At 71.4% G+C, this 21,931-nt stretch carries 17 protein-coding genes; 12 read left to right on the top strand and 5 right to left on the bottom strand.

Annotated features, from left to right (window positions below):
• Nucleotides 1-13 precede the first annotated feature (13 nt).
• Genes H9645_RS02755 through yeiP form a run of 5 tightly spaced genes read left to right on the top strand, consistent with a single transcriptional unit; the run spans nucleotide 14 to nucleotide 6,861 of the window.
• Nucleotides 14-2,023 (top strand): acetyl/propionyl/methylcrotonyl-CoA carboxylase subunit alpha, encoded by a 2,010-nt coding sequence (locus tag H9645_RS02755; RefSeq protein ID WP_191728185.1) that lies wholly within the window; start codon nucleotides 14-16, stop codon nucleotides 2,021-2,023.
• A gap of 1 nt (nucleotide 2,024) precedes the next feature.
• Nucleotides 2,025-2,924 (top strand): hydroxymethylglutaryl-CoA lyase, encoded by a 900-nt coding sequence (locus H9645_RS02760; protein WP_191728186.1) that lies wholly within the window; start codon nucleotides 2,025-2,027, stop codon nucleotides 2,922-2,924.
• On the top strand, nucleotides 2,921-5,482 hold the full coding sequence (locus tag H9645_RS02765) for a sensor domain-containing protein (protein ID WP_318240478.1): 2,562 nt from the start codon (nucleotides 2,921-2,923) through the stop codon (nucleotides 5,480-5,482). Before H9645_RS02760 ends, H9645_RS02765 begins: the two co-directional genes overlap by 4 nt.
• Nucleotides 5,483-5,514: 32 nt before the next feature.
• Nucleotides 5,515-6,285 carry an SDR family NAD(P)-dependent oxidoreductase gene (locus H9645_RS02770; RefSeq protein ID WP_191728187.1) on the top strand — a complete coding sequence of 257 codons (771 nt, stop codon included), beginning with the start codon at nucleotides 5,515-5,517 and terminating at the stop codon, nucleotides 6,283-6,285.
• A 9-nt stretch (nucleotides 6,286-6,294) separates the two neighbouring features.
• Complete coding sequence (gene yeiP, locus H9645_RS02775) at nucleotides 6,295-6,861, top strand: elongation factor P-like protein YeiP (protein WP_191728188.1); 567 nt, start codon at nucleotides 6,295-6,297, stop codon at nucleotides 6,859-6,861.
• 127 nt (nucleotides 6,862-6,988) lie between these two features.
• Here yeiP and H9645_RS02780 read toward each other — a convergent pair whose 3' ends face one another.
• The 3 genes from H9645_RS02780 to H9645_RS02790 all read right to left on the bottom strand — a co-directional run bounded on the left by H9645_RS02780 (nucleotide 6,989) and on the right by H9645_RS02790 (nucleotide 10,686).
• Complete coding sequence (locus tag H9645_RS02780) at nucleotides 6,989-8,854, bottom strand: DUF7844 domain-containing protein (protein WP_191728460.1); 1,866 nt, start codon at nucleotides 8,852-8,854, stop codon at nucleotides 6,989-6,991.
• Between the two features lie 126 nt (nucleotides 8,855-8,980).
• Nucleotides 8,981-9,283, bottom strand: coding sequence for a DUF2388 domain-containing protein (locus H9645_RS02785; protein ID WP_191728189.1), 303 nt, complete (start codon nucleotides 9,281-9,283; stop codon nucleotides 8,981-8,983).
• A gap of 8 nt (nucleotides 9,284-9,291) precedes the next feature.
• Entirely contained in the window at nucleotides 9,292-10,686 is a 1,395-nt protein-coding gene (locus H9645_RS02790; protein ID WP_191728190.1) for an FAD-binding oxidoreductase, read from the bottom strand.
• Nucleotides 10,687-10,792: 106 nt separating this feature from the next.
• Here H9645_RS02790 and serA point away from each other — a divergent pair, with 106 nt between their 5' ends.
• Nucleotides 10,793-12,025: a phosphoglycerate dehydrogenase gene (gene serA / locus H9645_RS02795; protein ID WP_191728191.1), complete on the top strand. Its 1,233-nt coding sequence runs from the start codon at nucleotides 10,793-10,795 to the stop codon at nucleotides 12,023-12,025.
• 261 nt (nucleotides 12,026-12,286) lie between these two features.
• Here the strand turns inward: serA and H9645_RS02800 are convergent, their stop codons facing one another.
• Nucleotides 12,287-12,859 carry an NUDIX hydrolase gene (locus tag H9645_RS02800; RefSeq protein WP_191728192.1) on the bottom strand — a complete coding sequence of 191 codons (573 nt, stop codon included), beginning with the start codon at nucleotides 12,857-12,859 and terminating at the stop codon, nucleotides 12,287-12,289.
• 193 nt (nucleotides 12,860-13,052) lie between these two features.
• On the opposite strand from H9645_RS02800, the gene H9645_RS02805 reads away from it, so the two are divergent.
• From H9645_RS02805 to mtnC, 5 genes are all read left to right on the top strand, one after another.
• Complete coding sequence (locus H9645_RS02805) at nucleotides 13,053-14,543, top strand: amino acid permease (RefSeq protein ID WP_191728193.1); 1,491 nt, start codon at nucleotides 13,053-13,055, stop codon at nucleotides 14,541-14,543.
• 22 nt (nucleotides 14,544-14,565) lie between these two features.
• Nucleotides 14,566-15,867: an amino acid permease gene (locus tag H9645_RS02810; protein WP_191728194.1), complete on the top strand. Its 1,302-nt coding sequence runs from the start codon at nucleotides 14,566-14,568 to the stop codon at nucleotides 15,865-15,867.
• 270 nt (nucleotides 15,868-16,137) lie between these two features.
• Nucleotides 16,138-16,782 carry a methylthioribulose 1-phosphate dehydratase gene (locus H9645_RS02815; protein ID WP_191728195.1) on the top strand — a complete coding sequence of 215 codons (645 nt, stop codon included), beginning with the start codon at nucleotides 16,138-16,140 and terminating at the stop codon, nucleotides 16,780-16,782.
• A gap of 12 nt (nucleotides 16,783-16,794) precedes the next feature.
• The gene (locus H9645_RS02820; protein ID WP_191728196.1) at nucleotides 16,795-17,349 is read left to right on the top strand and encodes a 1,2-dihydroxy-3-keto-5-methylthiopentene dioxygenase; all 555 of its coding nucleotides are present in this window, start codon (nucleotides 16,795-16,797) and stop codon (nucleotides 17,347-17,349) included.
• Between the two features lie 259 nt (nucleotides 17,350-17,608).
• Complete coding sequence (mtnC, locus tag H9645_RS02825) at nucleotides 17,609-18,301, top strand: acireductone synthase (protein WP_191728197.1); 693 nt, start codon at nucleotides 17,609-17,611, stop codon at nucleotides 18,299-18,301.
• A 60-nt stretch (nucleotides 18,302-18,361) separates the two neighbouring features.
• Here mtnC and H9645_RS02830 read toward each other — a convergent pair whose 3' ends face one another.
• Nucleotides 18,362-19,960, bottom strand: coding sequence for a calcineurin-like phosphoesterase C-terminal domain-containing protein (locus H9645_RS02830; protein WP_191728198.1), 1,599 nt, complete (start codon nucleotides 19,958-19,960; stop codon nucleotides 18,362-18,364).
• 132 nt (nucleotides 19,961-20,092) lie between these two features.
• Between H9645_RS02830 and H9645_RS02835 the strand changes: the two genes are divergently transcribed.
• Nucleotides 20,093-21,922: a sensor domain-containing diguanylate cyclase gene (locus H9645_RS02835; RefSeq protein WP_191728199.1), complete on the top strand. Its 1,830-nt coding sequence runs from the start codon at nucleotides 20,093-20,095 to the stop codon at nucleotides 21,920-21,922.
• Nucleotides 21,923-21,931 lie beyond the last annotated feature (9 nt).

The raw sequence follows: 21,931 nt of genomic DNA on the forward strand, positions 1-21,931 counted from the left end.
CGTGGCCAAAAAAATGCTCCCGAAGATCCTGATCGCCAACCGCGGCGAAATCGCCTGCCGCGTCATCCGCACCGCCCGCCGCATGGGCATCGCCACCGTGGCGGTGTACTCGGAGGCCGATGCCGATGCGCAGCACGTGCGCCTGGCCGACGAGGCGTATCCGATCGGCGGGCCGCGGCCGCAGGACAGCTACCTGCGCGGCGAGGCCATCATCGAGGCGGCGCTGGCCAGCGGCGCGCGGGGCATCCATCCCGGCTACGGTTTCCTGAGCGAGAACCCTGACTTCGCCGATGCGGTCGAGGCCGCTGGCATGGTGTTCATCGGGCCGAAGGCGGAGTCGATGCGGCGCATGGGCAGCAAGGCCGGGGCCAAGGAGCTGATGGCCGCGGCCGGGGTGCCGGTGGTGCCGGGCTATACCGGCGAGGACCAGGCGCCGGAGCTGCTGCAGCGCCAGGCCGACCGCATCGGCTACCCGCTGATGATCAAGGCCGCGTTCGGCGGCGGCGGCAAGGGCATGCGCATCGTGCGCGCGGCCGACGAGTTCCTGCCGGCGCTGGAAAGCTGCCAGCGCGAGGCGCGCAACGCCTTCGGCCGCGACCGGGTGCTGCTGGAGCGCTACATCGAATCGCCGCGGCACATCGAGATCCAGGTGTTCGCCGACGCGCAGGGCAACACCCTCCATCTCAACGAGCGCGAGTGCTCGGCGCAGCGGCGCTACCAGAAGGTGCTGGAGGAAGCGCCCTCGCCGTTCCTGACGCCGGAGCTGCGCGCGCGCATGGGCGAGGCGGCGGTGCTGGCGGCACGCGCGATCGGCTACCAGAACGCGGGCACCGTGGAGTTCATCGTTGCGCCGTCCGGCGAATTCTTCTTCATGGAGATCAACACCCGCCTTCAGGTCGAGCATCCGGTGACCGAGATGGTGACCGGGCTGGACCTGGTGGAATGGCAGCTGCGCGTGGCCGCCGGCGAGCCGCTGCCGCTGGCGCAGGACGCGATCCCGCAGCGCGGCCATGCGATCGAGGTGCGCCTGTACGCGGAGGATCCGGATGCCGGCTTCCTGCCCGGCTCCGGCCGGCTGCAGCGGCTGCGCCTGCCGGCCGACGTCGAGGGCGTGCGCATCGATTCCGGCGTGGTCGAGGGCGACGTGGTCACGATCTTCTACGACCCGATGATCGCCAAGCTGATCGTCCACGCCGACGACCGTGCCGGCGCGCTGGCGCGGCTGCGCGCGGCGCTGGCGGCCTGCGTCATCGAGGGACCGAAGTCCAACATCGCCTTCCTCGAGCGCCTGGCGCGGCACCCGGCCGTGGTCGAGGGCCGCATCGACACCGGCTATCTCGACCGCCACCTGGACGAGTTCATCGGCGATGACGGTGACCAGGCCGCGGGTGGCGACGACGCGCGCGCCGCCGCGGTGGTCGCGATGCTGCTGGCCACCGAGGCCGAGGCGCGCTGCGCCGCCGCCGGCAGCGGCGACCCCGGCTCGCCCTGGGCCGTCACCGACGGCTGGCGCCTGGGACATGCCGGGCAGCGCCGGGTGGTCCTGGGCGAAGGCGACCGCCGCCACGTCGCGGTCGCCCACGGCACCGGCGGCGACTACCGCATCGACTTCGGCGATGCGCGGCCCCTGGTGGTCGAAGGCGCGATGCTGGCCTCCGGCGCCCTGCATGCGCGTTTCAACGGCCGGGGACTCCGCTTCGCGCTGGACACCGGGGCCGGCGCCGTGCGCCTGCACGATGGCCGCCGCCACTGGCGCTTCGAGCGCGTCGGGGCCTACGAACCCGAGCACAGCGAAGGCGCCGGCGGCGGCAACCGGGTTGCGGCGCCGATGCCGGGGCGTATCGTGGTCACGCGGGTCCAGGCCGGTGACAGCGTCAGGGAAGGGCAGGAACTGCTGGTGATGGAAGCAATGAAGATGGAGCTCGCGCTGAAGGCGCCGCGCGACGGCGTGGTCGGCGAGGTGCGCGCCCGCGAAGGCGACTTCGTCGACGCTGACGCCGTGCTGGTCACGCTGGAGGACTGAGGTGGCGCTTCCGTCCGCGGTACGCATCGTCGAGGTCGGCCCGCGCGACGGACTCCAGAACGAGTCCGCGATGGTCCCGACCGCGGCCAAGATCGAGCTGGTCGACCGGCTCTCCGCCACCGGGTTGCGCACGGTGGAGGCCACCAGCTTCGTCAGCCCGAAGTGGGTGCCGCAGCTGGCCGACGCCGCCGAGGTGTTCGCCGGCATCACGCGACGCCCCGGCGTGGCCTATCCGGTGCTGGTGCCGAACCTGCAGGGCTACGAGCGCGCCCGCGCGGTGGGCGCCGACGAGGTGGCGGTGTTCACCGCGGCCTCGGAGGCCTTCAACCGCCGCAACACCAACGCCGGCATCGACGAGTCGCTGGAGCGTTTCGCGCCGGTGCTCGAACGCGCCCGCGCCGACGGCGTGCAGGTGCGCGGCTACGTCTCGACCGTGCTCGGCTGCCCCTACCAGGGCGAGGTGCCGCTGGCCGACGTGGCGCGCGTGGCGCGCGCGCTGCACGCCATGGGCTGCTACGAAGTGTCGCTGGGCGACACCATCGGCGTTGGCACGCCGGCGAAGGCGCGCGACATGCTGCGCGCGGTGGCATCCGAGGTGCCGATGCCCGCGCTGGCGATCCATTTCCACGACACCTACGGCCAGGCGCTGGCCAACGTGCTGGCCTGCCTCGAGGAGGGGGTGGCGGTGGTCGACGCCGCCGTCTCCGGCACCGGCGGCTGTCCCTATGCGCGCGGCGCCAGCGGCAACCTCGCCACCGAGGACCTGGTCTACATGCTGCACGGGCTCGGCGTCGCGACCGGCGTCGACCTCGATGCCCTGGTCGACACCGGGGCGTGGCTGTCAGGCATCCTCGGGCGCGCCACCGGCAGCCGGGTCACGCGGGCCAGGGCCAGCGCGTGAACGGGCCGCCGCCGGATCCGATGTCGCAGGCGCCGGGTGACGGCAGCGGCGCGGTGCCGGCGGAACTGGAGGCGGCGGCGCGCGACCCCACGCTGCCGGCGCACACCCGCGACCTGCTGCAGAAGGCCGCCGACGCGCTGCGCGCGGCCAGCGCCGATGCCAGGGACGCACAGACCCGCTACCACGCGCTGTTCCACGCGGTGCCCGACCCGGTCAGCGTGATCGCCGCCGACGGCACCGTGCTCGACCTCAACCGGGCCGGGATGGCGGCCTACCGGCGGCCGCGGCACGAGATCGTCGGCCAGCCGATCCACGTGCTCAACCCGGACCTTCCCGAGGAGCACATGGCGCCGGTGCTGGAAGCGCTCGGCCGCGGCGAGACCTACGTGATCGAAGTCAGCAACATGCGCGCCGACGGCACGCGGTTCCCGGTCGAAGTGCACTCGGCCGGCTTCGACTACGACGGACGGCGCTGCGTGGTGGCGGTGGCGCGCGACCTCAGCCGCCGCCGCGAAGCCGAGGTGCGCTACCACGACCTGCTGGAGCAGATCGACAAGGGCATCGTGATCCAGTCCGCCGACGGCAGCCTGCTGCACGCGAACTCCGCGGCGCTGCGAATGCTGCGCATCGGCGAAGGCACGCCGGCGGCGCACAACGGCAACCTGCCCCCGCAGTGGATGGCGCTGCGCGCCGACGGCAGCGAACTCCCCCTGGACGAATATCCCTCGATGCGCGCGCTGCGCGAGGGCCGCGTGGTGCGCAGCACGGTGCTCGGCCTCTTCCACCGCGAGCAGCGCCGGCTGCTGTGGCTGTCGGTCACATCGATCCCCCACTACTCCGCCGGCGGCGACCGCCCCGACCAGGTGCTGTCGATGTTCTCCGACGTCACCGGGCTCAAGCGCGACAGCGCGCTGTTCGATCGCGTCCAGGCGCTGGCCAGCATCGGCGGCTGGGAATGGGACCGCGCCGGCGGCCAGCTCTACCTCACCCGCGAGGCGGCCCGCATCCTGGACCGCGCACGCGCCCCCGCCTCGATGGACGCCATGCTGGCCTGCCTGCAGGCGCCCGACGCCGCGCGCCTGCGCCAGGCGCTCGCGGACGCGGGCGAAGGCAGCGGCTTCGACCTCGACCTGCAGGGCCAGCACGCCGACGGCCAGGAGTTCTGGGTGCGCGTGATCGGCGAGAACGGCCGCGGCGAGGCGGGCTCCGCGCTGGTCACCGGGACCCTGCAGGACATCACCGTCAGCAAGCACGGCGAGCACACGCTGCGCGTGCTGGCGCGCAGCGATCCGCTCACCGGGCTGCTCAACCGCGACGCCATGCTCTCCGGGATCGACGGGATACTGGCGAGCGCGCAGCCGGTCGCGGTGCTGTACATCGACCTCGACCGCTTCAAGCTGGTCAACGACGTGCTCGGCCACGCCGCCGGCGACGACCTGCTCGCCGCGGCCGCCGAGCGACTGCGCCGCGCGGTGGGCGATGACGGCCACATCGCGCGCTTCGGCGGCGACGAGTTCCTGGTCGTGTGCGGCTGCGGCGAGGAACCGGCGCGCCCCGAGCGGCTGGCCGACGCGATCCTCGACGCGTTCGCGGTCGGCTTCGGCTTCGGCAGCGACGAGTTCGTGGTCACCGCCAGCATCGGGCTGGCGCGCTCGCCCGAGGACGGCGTGGACGCCCAGACGCTCATCCAGCACGCCGACGCGGCGATGTACGAGAGCAAGCGCCGCACCCGCAACGGACGCCTGGCCTACACGCCGGCGCTGGCGCAGTCGCAGCGCGACCGCCTGCAGTTCGAGACCCAGCTGCGCCACGCCGCCGACAACCAGGAGTTCCATCTGGTCTACCAGCCGCAGGTCGACCTCGGCAGCGGACGGGTGGTCGGCGCCGAGGCCCTGATCCGCTGGCGCAGCGAACGCCTGGGCGAAATGCGTCCGGACCACTTCATTGCCCAGGCCGAGGGCACCGGCGACATCGTGCGCATCGGCGACTGGGTCCTGCGCGAGGCCTGCCGGCAGGTCGCGGCCTGGCGCGACGACGGCCTGGGCATCGTGCGCGTGGCGGTGAACGTGTCGTACCGGCAGCTGCTGGGCAGCGACCTGATGGCGTCGGTGCGCGACCTGCTGCGCGAGTACGACCTGCCCGGCGGGGCCCTGGAGCTGGAGTTCACCGAACGCGTGCTGATCGAGGACGCCCCGGAGACCCTGGGCAACTTCGCCGCGCTGCGCGCGCTCGGCGTGAGCCTGGCCATCGACGACTTCGGCGAAGGCTACAGCGCGCTGAACTACCTGCGCCGGCTGCCGATCCACGGCCTCAAGCTCAGTCCGATGTTCGTGTCCGGGGTCCCGGACAACCAGTCCGACGTCGCGGTCTGCGAGGCGGTGGCCGGCATCGCGCGCAGCCTGCGGCTGGCGCTGGTGGCCGAGGGCATCGAAAACGAGGCCCAGCGCCGCTTCCTGCTCGAGCTCGGGGTCCCGGTCGGCCAGGGCTTCCTGTTCGCACCCGGCCTGCCGCCGTCGGAGTTCGCCGACCGCCTGCACGCGCGCGGTGGCCCCCTGTAAAATCCGGCGTTTCCCCCGTCCAAGGGACCGCCATGCAAGCTGATTCCATCCGCGCCGTCGTCACCGGCGGCGTCTCCGGCCTCGGCCTCGCCGTCGCCACCCGCATCGTCGCCGACGGCGGCAGGGTCGCGCTGTTCGACGTCAACGCCGACAAGGGCGCCGAGGCCGTCGCGGCGCTGGGCGAAGCCAACGCGCGCTACTTCGCCACCGACGTCACCGACGAGGCCGCCGTGGCCGCGAACATGGCCGACTCGAAGGCGTTCCTCGGCGGCCTGAACATGGTCGTGAACTGCGCCGGCATCCTCGGCGCCGGCCGCGTGCTCGGCCGCGACGGGGCGATGCCGCTGGGCCGATTCCAGTCCACGGTGATGGTCAACCTGGTCGGCAGCTTCAACGTCGCCAAGGCCGGCGCCGAACTGATGCAGCACAACGAGGCCGGCGATGACGGCGAGCGCGGCGTGATCGTCAACACCGCCTCGGTCGCGGCCTACGAAGGCCAGATCGGCCAGGCGGCCTATTCCGCCTCGAAGGGCGGCGTGGTCGGCATGACCCTGCCGATGGCGCGCGAGCTCGCCCGCTTCGGCATCCGCGTCAACACCATCGCGCCCGGCATCTTCTGGACGCCGATGGTCGACGGCATGCCGCACGAGGTGCAGCAGTCGCTGTCGGCCTCGATCCCCTTCCCGTCGCGCCTCGGCCGGCCGGAGGAATTCGCGGACCTGGTGGCGTATATCGCCGGCAACCGCTACATCAACGGCGAGACCATCCGCCTCGACGGCGCGGTGCGCCTGGCCCCGAAGTAAGGAACGGCAATGAAGGCTTACGACGTCAAGAAAGGCAACGTGGTCGAACACAACGGCACCGTCTACCAGGTGCGCGACATCGAGCGCAGCTCGCCGCAGGGCCGCGGCGGCAACGTGCGCTTCCGCTTCACCATGTACAGCGTGCCCGGCGGCAACAAGACCGACGCCTCGTTCGACGGCGACGACGAGCTGAAGGAAGTCGAGCTGCTGCGCCGCCAGGCCAGCTATTCCTACCGCGACGGCGAGGCCTTCGTGTTCATGGACGACGAGGACTACACGCCCTACACCCTCGACGCCGACGTCGTCGGCGAGTCCGCCGGCTACATCACCGACGGCCTCACCGGCTGCTACGTGCAGGTCATCGACGAGCTGCCGGTGGCCGTGCAGCTGCCGCAGACGGTGGCGCTGGAAGTGGTCGAGACCCCGCCGGAGCTCAAGGGCGGCACCGCGACCAAGCGTCCGAAGCCCGCGCGCCTGTCGACCGGCATCGAGATCCAGGTGCCCGAGTACATCGTCAACGGCGAACGCGTGCTGGTGAACACGACCAGCGGCGAGTTTTCCGGCCGCGCGGACTAGCCGCGGGGACATCCATCTGCAGGAGCGGCCATGGCCGCGAGCGCCCTGGCGGAGTGTTGCCGTCCGAGGCGATGCAATCGCGGCTGTAGCGCTGCTTCGCGCAAACGCGTCGCAGCTGTCGCTGCTCCTACAGGGCGGGACCGGGGTCTTCGGGGGTGATGGGCAGCGCGAGGCCGCCCGCGGCGTCGTGGAGTTCGCGCAGGCGGCGGCCGAGCGCGGCGATGTTCGCCTCGGCCTGCTCCAGCGCGAGCCGTCGTGCAGGCGGCAGCCATTCGCGCGCCGCCGCCTGCAGGCGCCCGTCGAGCGCGTGCAGGCGCGCGGCGCGCTCCCCGGCGCGGGCACGGGCCTGTTCACGCTCCGCGGCCTGCGGCAGCCCATAACCGGGGAGTGACAGCAGCTCCGCAGGGCTCGCAAAGACACCGCCCTCGCGCAGCGCGCCGGCCAGCAGGTCCGCAAGCCCCGGCTCTCCCATCTCCGCCGTCCCCGCATCGGCCACGTCGGCAGCCGGCACGCCCCAAAGCTCCTGCCGGAACAGCGCGCGCTTGAGGACGTCGCGGGCCTGCTGCTCTTCGCGACGCAGCGCGGCTTCCTCGAGCAGCAGCAGGGCGGCGGTCGCGCGCATGTCCACCCGCTCCAGCGCCGGCGCGCGCGCCGAAGGCGGCATGCGCAGCCAGGACTCCACGTCCGCCGGTCCCGAGCCGATGGCCGCGCGCGCGGTGTCGTACAGGGCCTGGTAGTGCGCGCTCCAGGGCTCGAAGCGATACCCCAGGCGCAGCGCTTCGGACGGATCCGCCGGCACCTGCGCGTCGTCCACCAGTCCGGCGCGGCGCAGGCGCCGCAGCAGGCCCTTCGGGGTGATGCTGTCGAGCCGCGCCGAGGCCGCGCGCGGCACGCCGTCGTGCAGCAGCTTCCAGGTCTCGACCGCGCAGTTGTTGCCGACGAAGCGGTAGCGGCCGTCGTAGCTCCAGTGCACGCGCGCGGCGCGCTGCAGCAGCGCCTGGACGTCCGCCCGCGACAGCGCCAGCGGGATGGAGTCCAGGGGCCGCATCTCCACCCGGGTGTACTCGTCGACGACCTGCTGCAGCGGCAGTACGAACAGGCGCGAGGGATAGCCGCCGGTCAGGCCCCGCCAGCTCGACAGCTGCAGGTCGTCGACGAAGGCACGGAACGACAGCACCCGATGATGCTCGAGGTCGAGGCGGCAGTCCGGCCCCGGGGCGCGCCCGGGCGCGCAGACCACCAGGCGCAGCATGCTGTGGCCCCAGCGGCTCATCAGCGCCTCGCCGTCGCCGGCCAGCAGGTAGTCGACGGCGTACACTCGCGCCGGATCGAGCTCCAGCAGCGGCGCCGCGTCCCCGTCCGACAGCGCGCCGGCGTCGACCCAGGGCAGCGCATCGGCACAGGCCGCGCGCGCGGGCGCCCCGCCGAAATGCTCCGCGAAGAAGGCGTGCAGCGCCGGCCGGCGGCAGGCGTAGGCCGGATCGAGCAGGAAATGCTCGAGGTTCACCGCGACGAATTCTGCCGGCGACGCCAGCTCGTAGCGGTCCGGGCTGCGCGCGCCGAAGGGATTGCCGCGCGAGCGCCCCGGCAGCAGCGGCCGCACCTGCCAGCCTGCCAGGTCGAGCAGCCGCGGATCGCGCGACAGGCCGTGCTCGCGGTCCCAGGCGTGGGCGAGTTCGTGCACCAGGGCGGCGACGGCCGCCTCGGGAACCGCCTCCGCCGCCGGTTCCGCTGCCGGTTCCGCCGGCAGCAGCGCCCGCGACAGTCCGATGCGGCGTCCGCGGATGCGGCCGTGCACGCCGTCGGGGAGATCGTCGCGCCAGTCCAGCCACAGCGTCCGCTCCTGCTGCCGCCAACTCGGTGGCAGCCTGCCGAGCACCTCGTCGACGAGCGCGCGCGTGAACCGGTCCCCCGGCGCGGATCCCTCCCCGGGCTCGACGCGGAGTTCCGCACGGGCAGCCGGCGCGGCGGCGAACGCCAGCAGCAGCGCCATCGCCGCCAGCCCGGCCAGCCGCGCGGACGCGCTGGCGGCGGCAGGCACCGTCCGCTTCACGACGGGCGCCTGTCCGGCACGATCACCCGGGGCATCCCGCCGTCCGTCGCGGGAACACGCGCGGCGTCAGCGCGCCAGGATCGCCCGCGCCAGCTCCAGGTCGCTGGCCTCGCGGGCTTCGGCCGAGCCCTCGCGCAGCTGGCGCAGCGCGGCCTCGAGCCGCGCGCCGCGGATGCGGCCGTCGCTGGCGACGAAGCCGGCGGCGTCCTCGCGCGCCTGCAGCACCACCTTGTCGTTGCCGGACGTCGAGCCGGAACTGGCCCCGCTGGACGCCGAGCCCGCGCCGGCGCTGGTGCCGGCGAAGCTGGAGGCATGGACGGGGGCGGCGAAGGCCAGCGCGAGCGCGCAGCCGAGGGCGATACGGATCATGGTCAGGTCTACCGGGAGGGGGGATCGAACAGCTTTCCGGGGTTCAGGATACCCGCCGGATCCAGCGCCGCGCGCAGTGCGCGCATGACGGCGATCTCGGCGTTGCTCCGCGTACAGCCGAGGTAGGGCTTCTTGACCAGGCCGATGCCATGCTCGGCGGAAATGGTGCCGCCGTGGCGCTCGACCAGGCCGGCAAGGTGCGCGGTCACCGCGCCGCAGCGCTCGACGAAGGTCTCCTGCCCCAGCGCCGCCGGCTTCAGCACGTTGATGTGCAGGTTGCCGTCGCCGATGTGTCCGAACCAGGCCACCTCGAACCCGGGGTATTCCGCCGCCAGCAGCGCCTGCGCTTCGGCCAGGAAGGCCGGCATCGCCGAGACGCGCACCGCGACGTCGTTCTTGTACGGCAGGTGTGGGGCCAGCGCTTCGGTGATGCCTTCGCGCAGGCGCCACAGCTGCGCGGCCTGCGCTTGCGACTGCGCGACCACGCCGTCCTCGACCCAGCCCTCCCCGGCGCAGTGGCCGAAGGCGTCGAGCAGCCGCGCGTCGTCCGGCCCTTCGGCCGCGGCATCGAGCACGACGTAATACGGATAGGCCCTGTCGAACGGCGCCTGCGCGCCGTGCGCGAGCACGTGGCGCAGCGCGACGTCGGTGAAGAATTCGAAGGCCTCCAGCGCCAGCCGCTCGCGCAACGCCTGGAACACCTGCATCAGCACCTCGAACGAGGGCAGCGCCAGCAGCAGGGTCGCCACCGGCGGCGGCGGCGGCGCCAGCTTCAGCGTCGCCTCCACCACCACGCCCAGCGTTCCTTCCGACGCGATCGCCAGGTGCCGCAGGTCGTAGCCGCTGGAGTTCTTGACCAGGCCGCGGTTGAGATCGAGCAGCTCGCCCGTGGCCGTCACCAGCTTCAGCCCGGCCACCTGCTCGCGGGTGTTGCCGTAGCGCAGCACGCGGATACCGCCGGCGTTGGTGGCGATGTTGCCGCCGATGGTGCAGGAACCGCGCGCGGCGAAATCGACCGGATACTGCAGGCCGTGCCCGCGCGCCGCTTCCTGCACCGCCTCGAGCGGAGCGCCGGCTTCCACGGTCAGCGTGCGGTCGACCGGATCGAAGTCCAGCACGCGGCGCATGCGTTCCAGGCTCAGCACCAGTTCGCCGTTCGCGGCCACGGCGCCGCCGGACAGGCCGGTGCGTCCGCCCGAGGGCACCACCGCCACGCCCCCGGCGCTGGCCCAGCGCAGCACGCCCTGGACCTCGCCGATGTCGGCCGGCAGCGCCACTGCAAGCGGCGCCGGCGTCCAGCGCCGGGTCCAGTCGCGGCCGTAGTGCTCCAGCTCCGCCGGCGTCGTGGCCAGGCGCAGCCCGGGCACCGCGGCGCGCAGGGAATCGAGTCGGGGATCGGGCATGTCGGTGCCTGCCAGTGCCGGGCGTCCAGCCTGCCAGCGTCCATCGCCGCAGTGCAACATCCCGTCGCCGCTGGCACACTGCGGGCATCCCGACAGGCCGCCGACGATGAAGACCTCCTATCCGCGCAAGGACATCCACGTGCTGTTGCTCGAGGGCGTCAGCCCGAGTGCGGTGGAGGTCTTCCGCAGCGCCGGCTACTCCAGCATCGAGACCCACGCCGGCTCCCTGTCCGGCGACGCGCTGCGCGAACGCATCGCCGGTGCGCACATCGTCGGCATCCGCTCGCGCACCCGGCTCAGCGCCGACGTGCTCGCCGAAGCGCGGCGGCTGATGGCGGTGGGGTGCTTCTGCATCGGCACCAACCAGGTCGACCTCGAAGCCGCGGCGCGCGCCGGCGTGCCGGTGTTCAACGCGCCCTACTCCAACACCCGCAGCGTGGCCGAGCTGGTGATCGCCGAGATCATCATGCTGATGCGCGGCGTGCCCGCGCGCCACGCGGCCTGCCTGCGCGGCGGCTGGCTGAAGTCCGCGACGGGCAGCCGCGAGGTGCGCGGCAAGACCCTGGGCATCGTCGGCTACGGCCACATCGGTACCCAGGTCGGCCTGCTGGCCGAAGGGCTGGGCATGCGCGTGCTGTTCCACGACATCGAGGCCAAGCTCTCGCTGGGCAACGCGCGCGCCGCCGCCGGCCTCGACGATCTGCTGGCGCGTGCGGACGCGGTGACGCTGCACGTGCCCGAAACTCCGGCCACGCGGATGATGTTCGGCGCGGCGGAGCTCGCGGCGATGAAGCCCGGCGCCCACCTGGTCAACGCCTCGCGCGGCACGGTGGTCGACATCGATGCGCTGGCCGCGGCGCTGGACAGCGGCCACGTCGGTGGCGCCGCGATCGACGTGTTCCCGGTCGAACCCAAGGGCAACGACGATGCCTTCGCATCGCCGCTCACCCGCTTCGACAACGTGATCCTGACCCCGCACGTCGGCGGCAGCACGCTGGAGGCGCAGGACAACATCGGCACCGAGGTGGCGTCGAAGCTGGTGCGCTACAGCGACAACGGCAGCACGCTGTCGGCGGTCAACTTCCCCGAGGTGACCCTGCCGGGCCACGAGGGCAGCCAGCGCATCCTGCACATCCACCGCAACGTGCCCGGCGTGCTGTCGCAGGTGAACGAGGTGTTCTCGCAGGCCGGGCTCAACATCGACGGGCAGTACCTGCGCACGGATGCCGACATCGGCTACGTGGTGATCGACGTCGCCGCCACGCCGGAGCAGGCCCAGGCGCTGCGCGCGCGTCTGGCGGAGATCGCGGGCACGCTGCGCACGCGCGTGCTGCACTGAGGGGCGGGATCGCGGCAGGAGCTTTCTTGCCACGGATGACGCGGATTCACGCGGATCTACACGGATAGAGCAAAAGCTCTTTTCTTGACTTGTGTAGGAGCAGCTACAGCTGCTACACATGGTGCCAACCCACTGTCGCAGCTGTAGCTGCTCCTACAGGGAGGCTTTCGCCGCTGGAAAGCCTTTGCCCTATCCGTGTAGATCCGCGTGAATCCGCGTCATCCGTGGCGAATCTTTTGGCTGTTGGCGGCGCGGTCGCAGCTATAGCTGCTCCTGCAGGGGGCGTGTCCGCGTGAGCCACTTGTGGGCCATGCGGCGCAGCGAGGGGTCCATCGTTTCGTCAGCGGCGATCGTCTCCACGTCGATCCAGGCGAGGTCGTTGGATTCCTCGCCGACCACGTAGCGCTCGTCGTCACCGGCGCGGACGACGTAGCGCACGTCGTGGTGCCAGTGGCCCGGCACGCCCTTGCGCTCGGGGATCCAGTGGCGGTCGAGGTCGAAGATGCCGCCCTCCACGCGCAGTCCCGCGAGGCCGCTTTCCTCGCTCGCCTCGGTCAGCGCCACCCGCGCCAGGTCGGTATCGCCGTCGGCGTGCCCGCCCGGCTGCAGCCAGCGGTCGAGCTTGCGGTGGTGGGTCAGCAGCGTGCGTCGCCCGTCCGCGCTGACCAGCAGCGCCGACGCGGTGAAATGCCCCTCGAGCCGCTCGCGCAGGAACGCGTGCATGCCGTCTCTCAGCAGTTCGATGAACAGCCCTGCCTCGGCGGCTTCCTCCGGCCAGGCCCCGGCATGTGCGGTGAATGCGGCTTCGAGCGCGGTGATCGGGTTCGGGGGCATGCTGCATCGCCGCACGCGCGGCACCGGTGTGGAAGGAGCGCCATTATCGCCGTGCGACGCGCTGCACTGCCGCTTGTGCATGGTCCGGCGCTTTGGCAAGGTACGGCGGCCGTGGCGCGTCGCGCCATCCATCGCGGCACGGCCGAGGGGAAGGCATGCCGCGGCAACAGACCAACGAGGGGAGAAGCCGCGGATGCTGAAAGCGCTGATGAGGGTCAAGCCGGTCGAGCCGGCTCCGCACGTCGATGCCGGCGAACCCGTCGAGGGCAGCCTGCAGGGCGAAGCCACCCTCAAGCGCACGCTGACCGCGCGCCACCTGGTGCTGCTGGGCGTGGGCGCGGTGATCGGCGCGGGCATCTTCGTGCTCACCGGCCAGGCCGCCGCCAACCACGCCGGCCCGGCGATCATGCTGAGCTTCGTGCTCGCGGGACTTGCCTGCGCCTTCGCCGGCCTCTGCTACGCCGAGTTCGCGGCGATGATGCCGGTCTCCGGCAGCGCCTATTCCTACTCCTACGCCACGCTGGGTGAATACGTCGCCTGGTTCATCGGATGGTGCCTGGTGCTGGAGTACCTGTTCGCATCCAGCACGGTGGCGGTGGGCTGGTCGGGCTACCTGGTCAGCTTCCTCACCACCACGCTCGGGCTGCCGTTCCCGGCCGAACTGGCCTCGGCGCCGATCACCTGGGACGGCTCGGGCTTCGTGCGCACTGCCGGCGTGATCAACCTGCCGGCGGTGGCGATCGTCGCGGCGGTCAGTGGCCTGTGCTACGTCGGCATCACCCAGTCGGCCTTCGTCAACGGCATCGTGGTGGCGATCAAGGTGGCGGTGATCGCGGCCTTCCTCGGCTTCGGCATGCAGTACATCGATCCGGCCAACTTCACGCCGTTCATTCCCGCGAACGAGGGCCCCGGCCGCTTCGGCATGGACGGCGTGTTCCGCGCGGCGACCATCGTGTTCTTCGCCTACATCGGCTTCGACGCGGTCTCGACCGCGGCCGGCGAAGCCAAGAACCCGCAGCGCGACATGCCGATCGGCATCCTCGGCTCGCTGGTGGTCTGCACCCTGGTCTACATCGCCGTCTGCGCGGTGCTGATCGGCATGGCGCCGTATCGCGAGCTCGACACCGCCAAGCCGGTCGCGACCGCCCTTGAGCTGGCCATGCGCGCCGACCCGGGCGCCAACCTCGGCTGGCTCAAGACCGCGGTGGAGATCGGCGCGATCGCCGGCCTGTCCTCGGTGATCCTGGTGATGCTGATGGCGCAGCCGCGCATCTTCTATTCGATGTCGCGCGACGGCCTGATGCCGAAGATGTTCGGCAAGGTGCATCCGAAGCACCAGACGCCCTACGTCGGCACGATCGTGGTCGGCGGGCTGGCCTGCCTGCTGGCCGGCTTCATGCCGCTGAGCGTGCTCGGCGAGCTGGTCTCGATGGGCACGCTGATCGCCTTCGCGACGGTCTGCCTGGGCGTGTTCGTGCTGCGCTACACGCGCCCCGACCTCACCCGCCCCTTCCGGGTGCCGATGTTCTGGCTGATCTGCCCGCTGGGCGTGATCGCATGCCTGTTCCTGTTCTTCCAGTCGTTCATGGAGCACTGGCTGATCTTCGTGCTGTGGACCCTGCTGGGGCAGGTGATCTACTTCGGCTACGGCTACCGGAACAGCAAGCTCAACAAGGCGCGCTGACGCCGACCAGGGGATCCACGCGATGTCCACCACCACCGCCGTCCGGAAGATCGGCCCGGTGCTGGCGACCTTCATGGTCGCCAACAACATGATCGGCTCCGGCTTCTTCCTGCTGCCGGCCACTCTCGCCAAGTCCGGCACGGTGACCGCGCTGTCGTGGCTGCTCGGCACCCTGCTGGCGGTGGCGCTGGGCGCGGCCTTCGCGCGCATCGCCCGCCAGCATCCCGACCTGACCTCGCCAGACGACTACGTGCGCCCCTCGCTGGGCCGCGACATGGGCTTCCTCGCCTCGACCCTCTACTGGCTGTCGTCGTGGATCGGCAACAACGCCATCGCGGTGGCGGCCTTCGGCTACCTGATCATCCTGCTGCCGATCGAGGACACGCTGGGCGTGCGCCTGGCCGGCCAGGTGCTGCTGATCTGGGCGATGTTCGGGCTCAACCTGCTGGGACCGCGCAGCATCGCCCGCTTCCAGTCGTTCTGCGTGGTGTTCGGGCTGCTGCCGGTGGCCGCGATCCTGGTGGCGGGCTGGACCCACTTCAACCCGGAGCTGTTCGGCGCCGGCTGGAACGTCAGCGGCGAATCCGACGCGATGGTGGCCTTCGGCTCGCTGGCGGTGGTGTTCTGGGCCTTCATCGGCCTGGAGACCGGCGCGATGGTGGCCGGCGTGGTCCGCGATCCGGAGCGCAACGTGCCGATCGCGACGCTGGGCGGCATCCTGCTGGCAGGCGTGGTCTACCTGACCTCGTCGGTGCTGATGATGGGCATCGTGCCGGTTCAGGAACTGGCCGGCTCGAGCGCGCCGTTCGCACTGGTGGCCGGGCGCATGTTCGGTGAATGGGCGATCCCGGTGATCGCCGCGGCGGCCGCGCTCAAGGCCACCGGCACCCTGGGCGGCTGGATGATGGTCACCGGTGAATCCGGCGCGCGCGCCGCCCAGCGCGGCTTCCTGCCGGCGGTGTTCGGCCGCGTCCGCCGCAACGGCGCCGCGTCCACCGGCCTGCTGCTGATCGTGCTGGCGATGACCCTGATCGCGCTCACCACCCTGTCGGACTCGGTGTCCTCTCAGTTCGAAGTGATCATCAACATGGCGGTGACGCTGGTGGTCATGGCCTACGTGGCCGCCGGCCTGAGCCTGCTGCTGGGCAGCCCGGCGCGCCCGGCCTCCACCTCCGACCGCCTGCTGGGCATGGGCGCACTCGTCGCCTGCGGCCTCCTGGTCTGGTCGACCCCGATCGACACCCTGATCGGCGCCGTCATCATCGCCCTCCTCGCCCTGGCCGCCTATCGCGGCTTCGGCCGGAGGAAGCCGGCGGTCGGGTGAGGAAGGGAAAAGCTTCAGCCACGGATTTGCGCGGATGACGCCGATTCACACGGATAGAGCAGAAGCCCTTGTTGCTCCTGTGTAGGAGCAGCTAAAGCTGCGACCCATGGTGGCGAAGCTCATGTCGCAGCTATAGCTGCTCCTACAGGGAGGGCTCCACCTTCCAGGATGCTTTTGCCTTATCCGTGTAAATCCGCGTCATCCGCGCAAATCCGTGGCAAAAAGCTTCTCGCGGTGCCCCGGCGCCTCCCACAGCGGTAGAATCCGGCCATGAGCGAGACAGTGCCTTATGACGTCCACCGGCTGCGCGAGCTGGCCGGGGAGATCATCGTCAACGTGCGTGAGCTGGCGGCCCTCGGGTGGACGCCGGCGACGAGCAGCAATTTCTCGCACCGGCTCGACGACGCCCATGCGGCCATCACCGTGTCCGGACGCGACAAGGGCAAGCTGCGCGAAGGCGACATCATGGTCGTCGACATGGACGGCCGCGCCGTCGGCAGCGACCACCGGCCTTCGGCCGAGACCCTGCTACACACGCAGCTCTACGCGCGCTTCCCCGACATCGGCTGCGTGCTGCATACGCATTCGCGCGCGCAGACGATCGCCTCGCGGCTGTTCGCCGGCGCCGGCCACGTGCGCCTGGAGGGCTACGAGCTGCTCAAGGCCTTCCGCGGCAATGACACCCACGAGGCCGCGGTCGACGTGCCGGTCCTGCCGAACTCGCAGGACATGTCCACGCTCGCCGCCCAGGTCGACGCCCTGTTCGACCGCGGGCCGCTGTGGGGCTACCTGATCGACGGCCACGGCCTCTATGCCTGGGGCCGCGACATGGCCGAGGCGCGCCGCCACCTCGACGCCTTCGAATTCCTGCTCGACTGCGAGCTGGAGCTGCGCCGGCTCACCGCCGGCCACTGACTGGAGACCGCCATGAGCCGCCTGCGCATCTTCGCCGACGACGCCCCCGGCACCGCGCTGCTGGACACCCGCGATGGCGACGCCATCGCGCGCGAACTGGGCGCCATCGGCGTCACCTTCGAGCGCTGGCAGGCCAGCCAGCCGGTCGCCGCCGGCGCCTCGCAGGACGAGGTGCTGGCCGCCTATGCCGACGACATCGCGCGCATCAGCGCCGAGCGCGGCTTCACCACGGTCGACGTGGTCAGCATCGCGCCGGATCACCCGAAGCGCGAGGACATGCGCCGCACCTTCCTCGACGAGCACTTCCACAAGGAAGACGAGGTCCGTTTCTTCGTCGCCGGCTCCGGCCTGTTCACCCTGCACGTGGGCGACCGCGTGTACGAGATCGAGTGCGTGAAGGACGACCTGATCGCGGTGCCCGACGGCACCACGCACTGGTTCGACATGGGCCCCGAGCCCGAATTCGTCGCCATCCGCTTCTTCCAGCAGCCCGACGGCTGGGTCGGCCACTTCACCGGCACCGACATCGCCCAGCGCTTCCCGCGCTACGAGAAGTCCGCGCGCTGACGGAAGTCAGAAGCTCTTGCCACGGATGAACGCGGATGACGCGGATTCACACGGATAGAGCAGAAGCCGTCATGCGTGAAAACGCCTGTAGGAGCAGCTACAGCTGCGACCTGCAGCCAGTCGCCAGCCTCAAACCGCCAACCACCAGCCACCAGCCACCAGTCGCCGAAGGTCGCAGCTGTAGCTGCTCCTACAAAAGCAAGTGCTTTATCCGTGTAGATTCGCGTCATCCGCGTTCATCCGTGGCAAAAGAGCTCTTATGACAACCACCATCCTGACCGACATCGAAGGCACCGCCGGAAGCATCTCGTTCGTGCGCGAGGTGCTGTTTCCGTATGCGCGGCGCGAGCTGCCGCGGTTCGTGCGCGAGCGCGGCCACGAGCCGGACGTTCGGCGCTGGCTGGACCAGGTGGCGACGGAGCACGGGGCGGTGTGCGACGACGCGGTGATCGTCGAGGTGCTGCAGGGCTGGATCGACGAGGATCGCAAGCACACCGCGCTCAAGGCGCTGCAGGGCATGATCTGGACCGACGGCTACCGGCGCGCGGACTTCACCGCGCACGTGTATCCCGATGCGGTCGAGGGCCTGCGCCGCTGGCACGCGGGCGGCCACCGGCTGGCGGTGTACTCGTCGGGCTCGGTGCCGGCGCAGCGGATGTTCTTCGGCCATTCCGATGCCGGCGACATGCTGCCGCTGTTCGAGGCCTTCTTCGACACCGAGGTCGGCGGCAAGCGCGAGGCGGCAAGCTACGCGCGGATCGCATCGGCGCTGGGCGTCGACCCGGGCGCGGTCCTCTTCCTCTCCGACGTGGTCGCCGAACTCGACGCCGCGCGCGACGCCGGCATGCGCACGGTACTGGTCGACCGCCTCGAGGACTACCCGCAGCCGCGCGGCGCTGACGAGTGCAACGGGCACCCGCGCGTGGACAGCTTCGACGCGATCGAGCCGTAGCGCGACGCCATGGACGATTCGGGCGGCCGGTCGCGGCTGTAGCCGCTCCCGCAGGCAGGGCTACGGGTGCGGTGCCGGCCCGCGAGTCTCTTCCCGGTCCTGCAGGCGATAGCGCGTCCCGGCGCGCTGCTCGCCGTGCCAGCGGTCGAAGGCCCTGACCTCCACGGCATGCTCGCCGGCGTCGCGGTCGGTCGGCAGCGCGCCGCGCCACAGGTGCAGGGACGGCTCGGCTTCGGGCGAGCGGTCGTAGCCGCGCAGCGCGACGGCCGCGTCGTCGCGCGCATTCTCGGCCGCAAGCCACGGGTCCGGACGCTCCACGCGCTGCATCGCGGTCCATTCGCCGTCGCCGATGCGGTACTCCACGCGGGTGTCGGCCTCGCCCATGTAGACGTTGGCGTACACCGCCCAGGCGGGATACGCGCCCCGGCGCAGCACGCGCGGCGCATGCAGGTGCATCGCATCCGTGCGCGCCGGGTCGCCCTGCGGCCGCCGCGCCGGATGCCAGGACAGGCGGTAGCGGCCATCGGCGTCGACCTCCAGCAGCGCGTGGCCGTTGGGCGTGCCGTCGGCCATGGTCGCGTCGGGGATGCCTTCCGCGTCCGGTGCACCGGACCAGAAGGCGCCGCTCGCCGCACCGACGTTGAACTCGTGCAGCGGCTCGTCGCCTCGCCAGCCATCCGCAGGCCCGTGCCGGTAATGGCGCTGCGTATGCCGATGGCCGCTCAGCACCAGCAGCTTCGGGACGTCGGCCAGCAGCGCGAACAGGCGCTCGCGGTCGGCGGCGCGGAAGGTGGCGGGCCGCCCAGGCGCGGCGGTGTCGAACAGCGGGATGTGCACGCCCAGCACCAGCAGCCGGTCCTTCGGCAGCGTCGGCAGCCAGGCCTCGAGGAAGGCGAACTGGTCCTCGCGCAGCCCGCCCACGTAGGCCGGCCGCCCGCCCGGCTGCATCACGACGTCGTCGAGCATCAGGAAGGTCGCCGCATCCTCCTCCCAGGCGAAGGTGTCGGGGCCGTAGCTGGCGCGGAAGGCGGCCAGCGACGCATCGTCGTCGCGCACGCCGGGATCGACGTCATGGTTGCCAGGCACGTGCAGCCAGGGCACGCGCAGGCGCGTCGTGACCGCGTTGACGTCGGGATAGAGCGCGGCGACGTCGTCGACGATGTCGCCCAGGCTGATGCCGAGGTCGGCCTCGCGGCCACCGGCGGCGGCCAGCGGATCGACGATGTCGCGCGCGTAGTAGTCGACGTCGGCCAGCGACTTCACCTGCGGGTCGGCGAAGACGAGGACCGACAGCGCGCCGTCGCGCCGCATCGACCGGCGCTGCAGCGCGAAGTCGCCGTCCTCGCGTCCGCCGGCCCGCGGCGCATGCCACGTCGCGGGCAGTCCGTCCGCGCGCGCCGGCAGATGCCAGCCGGCCGGCTTGACCACGAACACCGGCGCGTCGTCGCGGGCGTCGAACCGGTAGCGGCCGTCGGCGCCGGTGCGCGCCAGCGTGCGGCCATCGGAGACCACGACGCCGGCCACCCCGGGCTCGCCCGGATCCGCGACGCCGTTGCCGTCCATGTCGTGGAACACCCGTCCTTCCCACCGGGCCGCTCCGGCCGTTCCGGCCGCCGCCAGCAGGCACAGCATGCAGAAGACGCGCAGGGACTGGGGCATCGTGGCTCCGCAACGCGGGGAATGGCCGCATATCGTGCCCCATCGCGTTGTCCCTTGGGTTGCCGGCAGGCATATGATTGGTTGGGCTGTGGCCGGACGGGGTGCCGTGGACGCATCTGAGGGGACGTCAGGATGATCGTTGCAAGGCCCTGGATGGCCTGGATCGCGCTCGTCTTCGCTGCGCTGCTGTCGGCATCCGGCTCCGCCAGGGCCGGCGTGATCGAACTGTCGCCGGGCACCGGCGAACTGGCGCTCTCGCCGCATGTCACCTTCTTCCATGACGCCGACGGCCGCGACACGGTCCACGACGCATGGGCACGGATCGGCACCGAGGCCTTCGCGCCGCTGCCGGGCAGCAACCCGGCCTTCGGCTTCCAGGACGGCGCCTTCTGGGTGCATGCCCGCGTGCTCAACCGCGATGCGGACGAGCCGCGCTGGCTGCTGGTGCAGACCTATCCGCTCAGCGACCACCTCGACCTCTACCTGCGCTACCCCGACGGCCGCGTGGTCCACCATGCCGGGGGCGACACCCTGCCCTTCGGCCAGCGCGCGATCCGCTACCGGCATCCGAACTTCCTGCTCGACCTGCCCGCCGGCCAGCCGGTCGACATCCTGCTGCGGGTGCAGAGCCAGAGCTCCATGCAGCTGCCGCTGGTGCTGTACACGCCGGGCGCGTTCACCGAGCTCTCGCGCGACGCGCAGTTCGCGATCGGCCTCTACTACGGCATCCTGGTCGCGCTGTTCTTCTACAACCTGGTGCTGTGGCTGGTGCTGCGCGACGCCAGCTACTTCTGGTACCTGTTCCACATCGGCGCCTTCGGCCTGGTGCTGTTCTGCCTCAACGGCCTGGGCTTCGAGTACCTCTGGCCCGACAACACCTGGCTGGCCGACAAATCGGTGCCGCTGTCGATCAGCCTGGCCCTGATCGGCATGCACCAGTTCGCGCGCGTGTTCCTCGGCCTGCACGAACGCTGGCCGCTGGGCAACCGCGTCAGCATCGTCGCGATCGTCGCCTTCGTCTGCTTCGGCATCGCCGCGGTGTTCGTGCCCTACCGCCTGATCACGCCGGCGGTGTCGCTGGCGGTGCTGGCCAGCATCGTCTGGATCACCGTGGCCAGCATCGACTCGGTGCGCAAGCGCTACGCGCCAGCGCGGCTGTTCCTGCTCTCGTGGGCGATGTTCCTCGCCGGCACCGCGATCTACACGCTGGTGGCCTTCGGCGTGATCCCCAAGAACTTCTTCACCGAGTACGGCGTGCAGCTGGGCTCGGCGCTGGAGATGCTGTTCCTGTCGGTGGCGCTCAGCTACCGGTATGCCGCGCTGCGCAACGAGAACGGGCGCATCGTGCGCGAGGCCAACGTCCGGCTGGAGCGCGAGGTCGCGGAGCGCACCCAGGAACTGCGCGGCACCCTCGCGCAACTGGAGCAGGCGCACGCGCGCCTGCACGAGTCCAGCCGGCTCGACGGCCTCACCGGCCTCTACAACCGCAGCCACTTCCACGACGCCTTCGAAGGCCTGCTGCTGGAGTGCAACCGGGAGCGGCGCCCGCTGTCGCTGCTCATGGTCGACCTGGACCACTTCAAGTCGATCAACGACGAGCACGGCCACCTGGTGGGCGACGACGTACTGCGCGCCGCCGCGCAGCGCATCGGCATGGCGCTGCGGCCCCGCGAGGCGCTGCTGGCCCGCTTCGGCGGCGAGGAGTTCGTGATCGTGCTGCCAGGCACCGACCTGCACGCCGCGGTGGCGGTGGCCGAGGCGGTGCGCCGCGCCATCGCCGACTCGCCATGCGAGTCGCAGCACGGCCCGCCGGTCCGGGTATCGGCGAGCGTCGGTGTGCACACGGTGGTGCCGGGCACCGTGGACGACATCGAGGACGCGCTGCAGGTGGCCGACCAGGCGCTGTACGCGGCCAAGGCCAACGGCCGCGACTGCGTGCGCACCTCGATTTCGGCGGCCTGACCGGTCGGC

The organism is Luteimonas colneyensis, from assembly GCF_014836665.1.
GTDB lineage: Bacteria > Pseudomonadota > Gammaproteobacteria > Xanthomonadales > Xanthomonadaceae > Luteimonas > Luteimonas colneyensis.

Excerpts from the sequence above, each read along its gene's own strand:
- H9645_RS02810 (WP_191728194.1), top strand. The coding sequence starts at position 14,566 with ATGTCCACCACCACCGCCGTCCGGAAGATCGGCCCGGTGCTGGCGACC.
- H9645_RS02785 (WP_191728189.1), bottom strand. The coding sequence starts at position 9,283 with ATGATCCGTATCGCCCTCGGCTGCGCGCTCGCGCTGGCCTTCGCCGCC.
- H9645_RS02770 (WP_191728187.1), top strand. The coding sequence starts at position 5,515 with ATGCAAGCTGATTCCATCCGCGCCGTCGTCACCGGCGGCGTCTCCGGC.
- H9645_RS02835 (WP_191728199.1), top strand. The coding sequence starts at position 20,093 with ATGATCGTTGCAAGGCCCTGGATGGCCTGGATCGCGCTCGTCTTCGCT.
- H9645_RS02800 (WP_191728192.1), bottom strand. The coding sequence starts at position 12,859 with ATGCCCCCGAACCCGATCACCGCGCTCGAAGCCGCATTCACCGCACAT.
- yeiP (WP_191728188.1), top strand. The coding sequence starts at position 6,295 with ATGAAGGCTTACGACGTCAAGAAAGGCAACGTGGTCGAACACAACGGC.
- H9645_RS02820 (WP_191728196.1), top strand. The coding sequence starts at position 16,795 with ATGAGCCGCCTGCGCATCTTCGCCGACGACGCCCCCGGCACCGCGCTG.
- H9645_RS02780 (WP_191728460.1), bottom strand. The coding sequence starts at position 8,854 with ATGGCGCTGCTGCTGGCGTTCGCCGCCGCGCCGGCTGCCCGTGCGGAA.
- serA (WP_191728191.1), top strand. The coding sequence starts at position 10,793 with ATGAAGACCTCCTATCCGCGCAAGGACATCCACGTGCTGTTGCTCGAG.
- H9645_RS02755 (WP_191728185.1), top strand. The coding sequence starts at position 14 with ATGCTCCCGAAGATCCTGATCGCCAACCGCGGCGAAATCGCCTGCCGC.
- mtnC (WP_191728197.1), top strand. The coding sequence starts at position 17,609 with ATGACAACCACCATCCTGACCGACATCGAAGGCACCGCCGGAAGCATC.
- H9645_RS02805 (WP_191728193.1), top strand. The coding sequence starts at position 13,053 with ATGCTGAAAGCGCTGATGAGGGTCAAGCCGGTCGAGCCGGCTCCGCAC.
- H9645_RS02790 (WP_191728190.1), bottom strand. The coding sequence starts at position 10,686 with ATGCCCGATCCCCGACTCGATTCCCTGCGCGCCGCGGTGCCCGGGCTG.
- H9645_RS02830 (WP_191728198.1), bottom strand. The coding sequence starts at position 19,960 with ATGCCCCAGTCCCTGCGCGTCTTCTGCATGCTGTGCCTGCTGGCGGCG.
- H9645_RS02815 (WP_191728195.1), top strand. The coding sequence starts at position 16,138 with ATGAGCGAGACAGTGCCTTATGACGTCCACCGGCTGCGCGAGCTGGCC.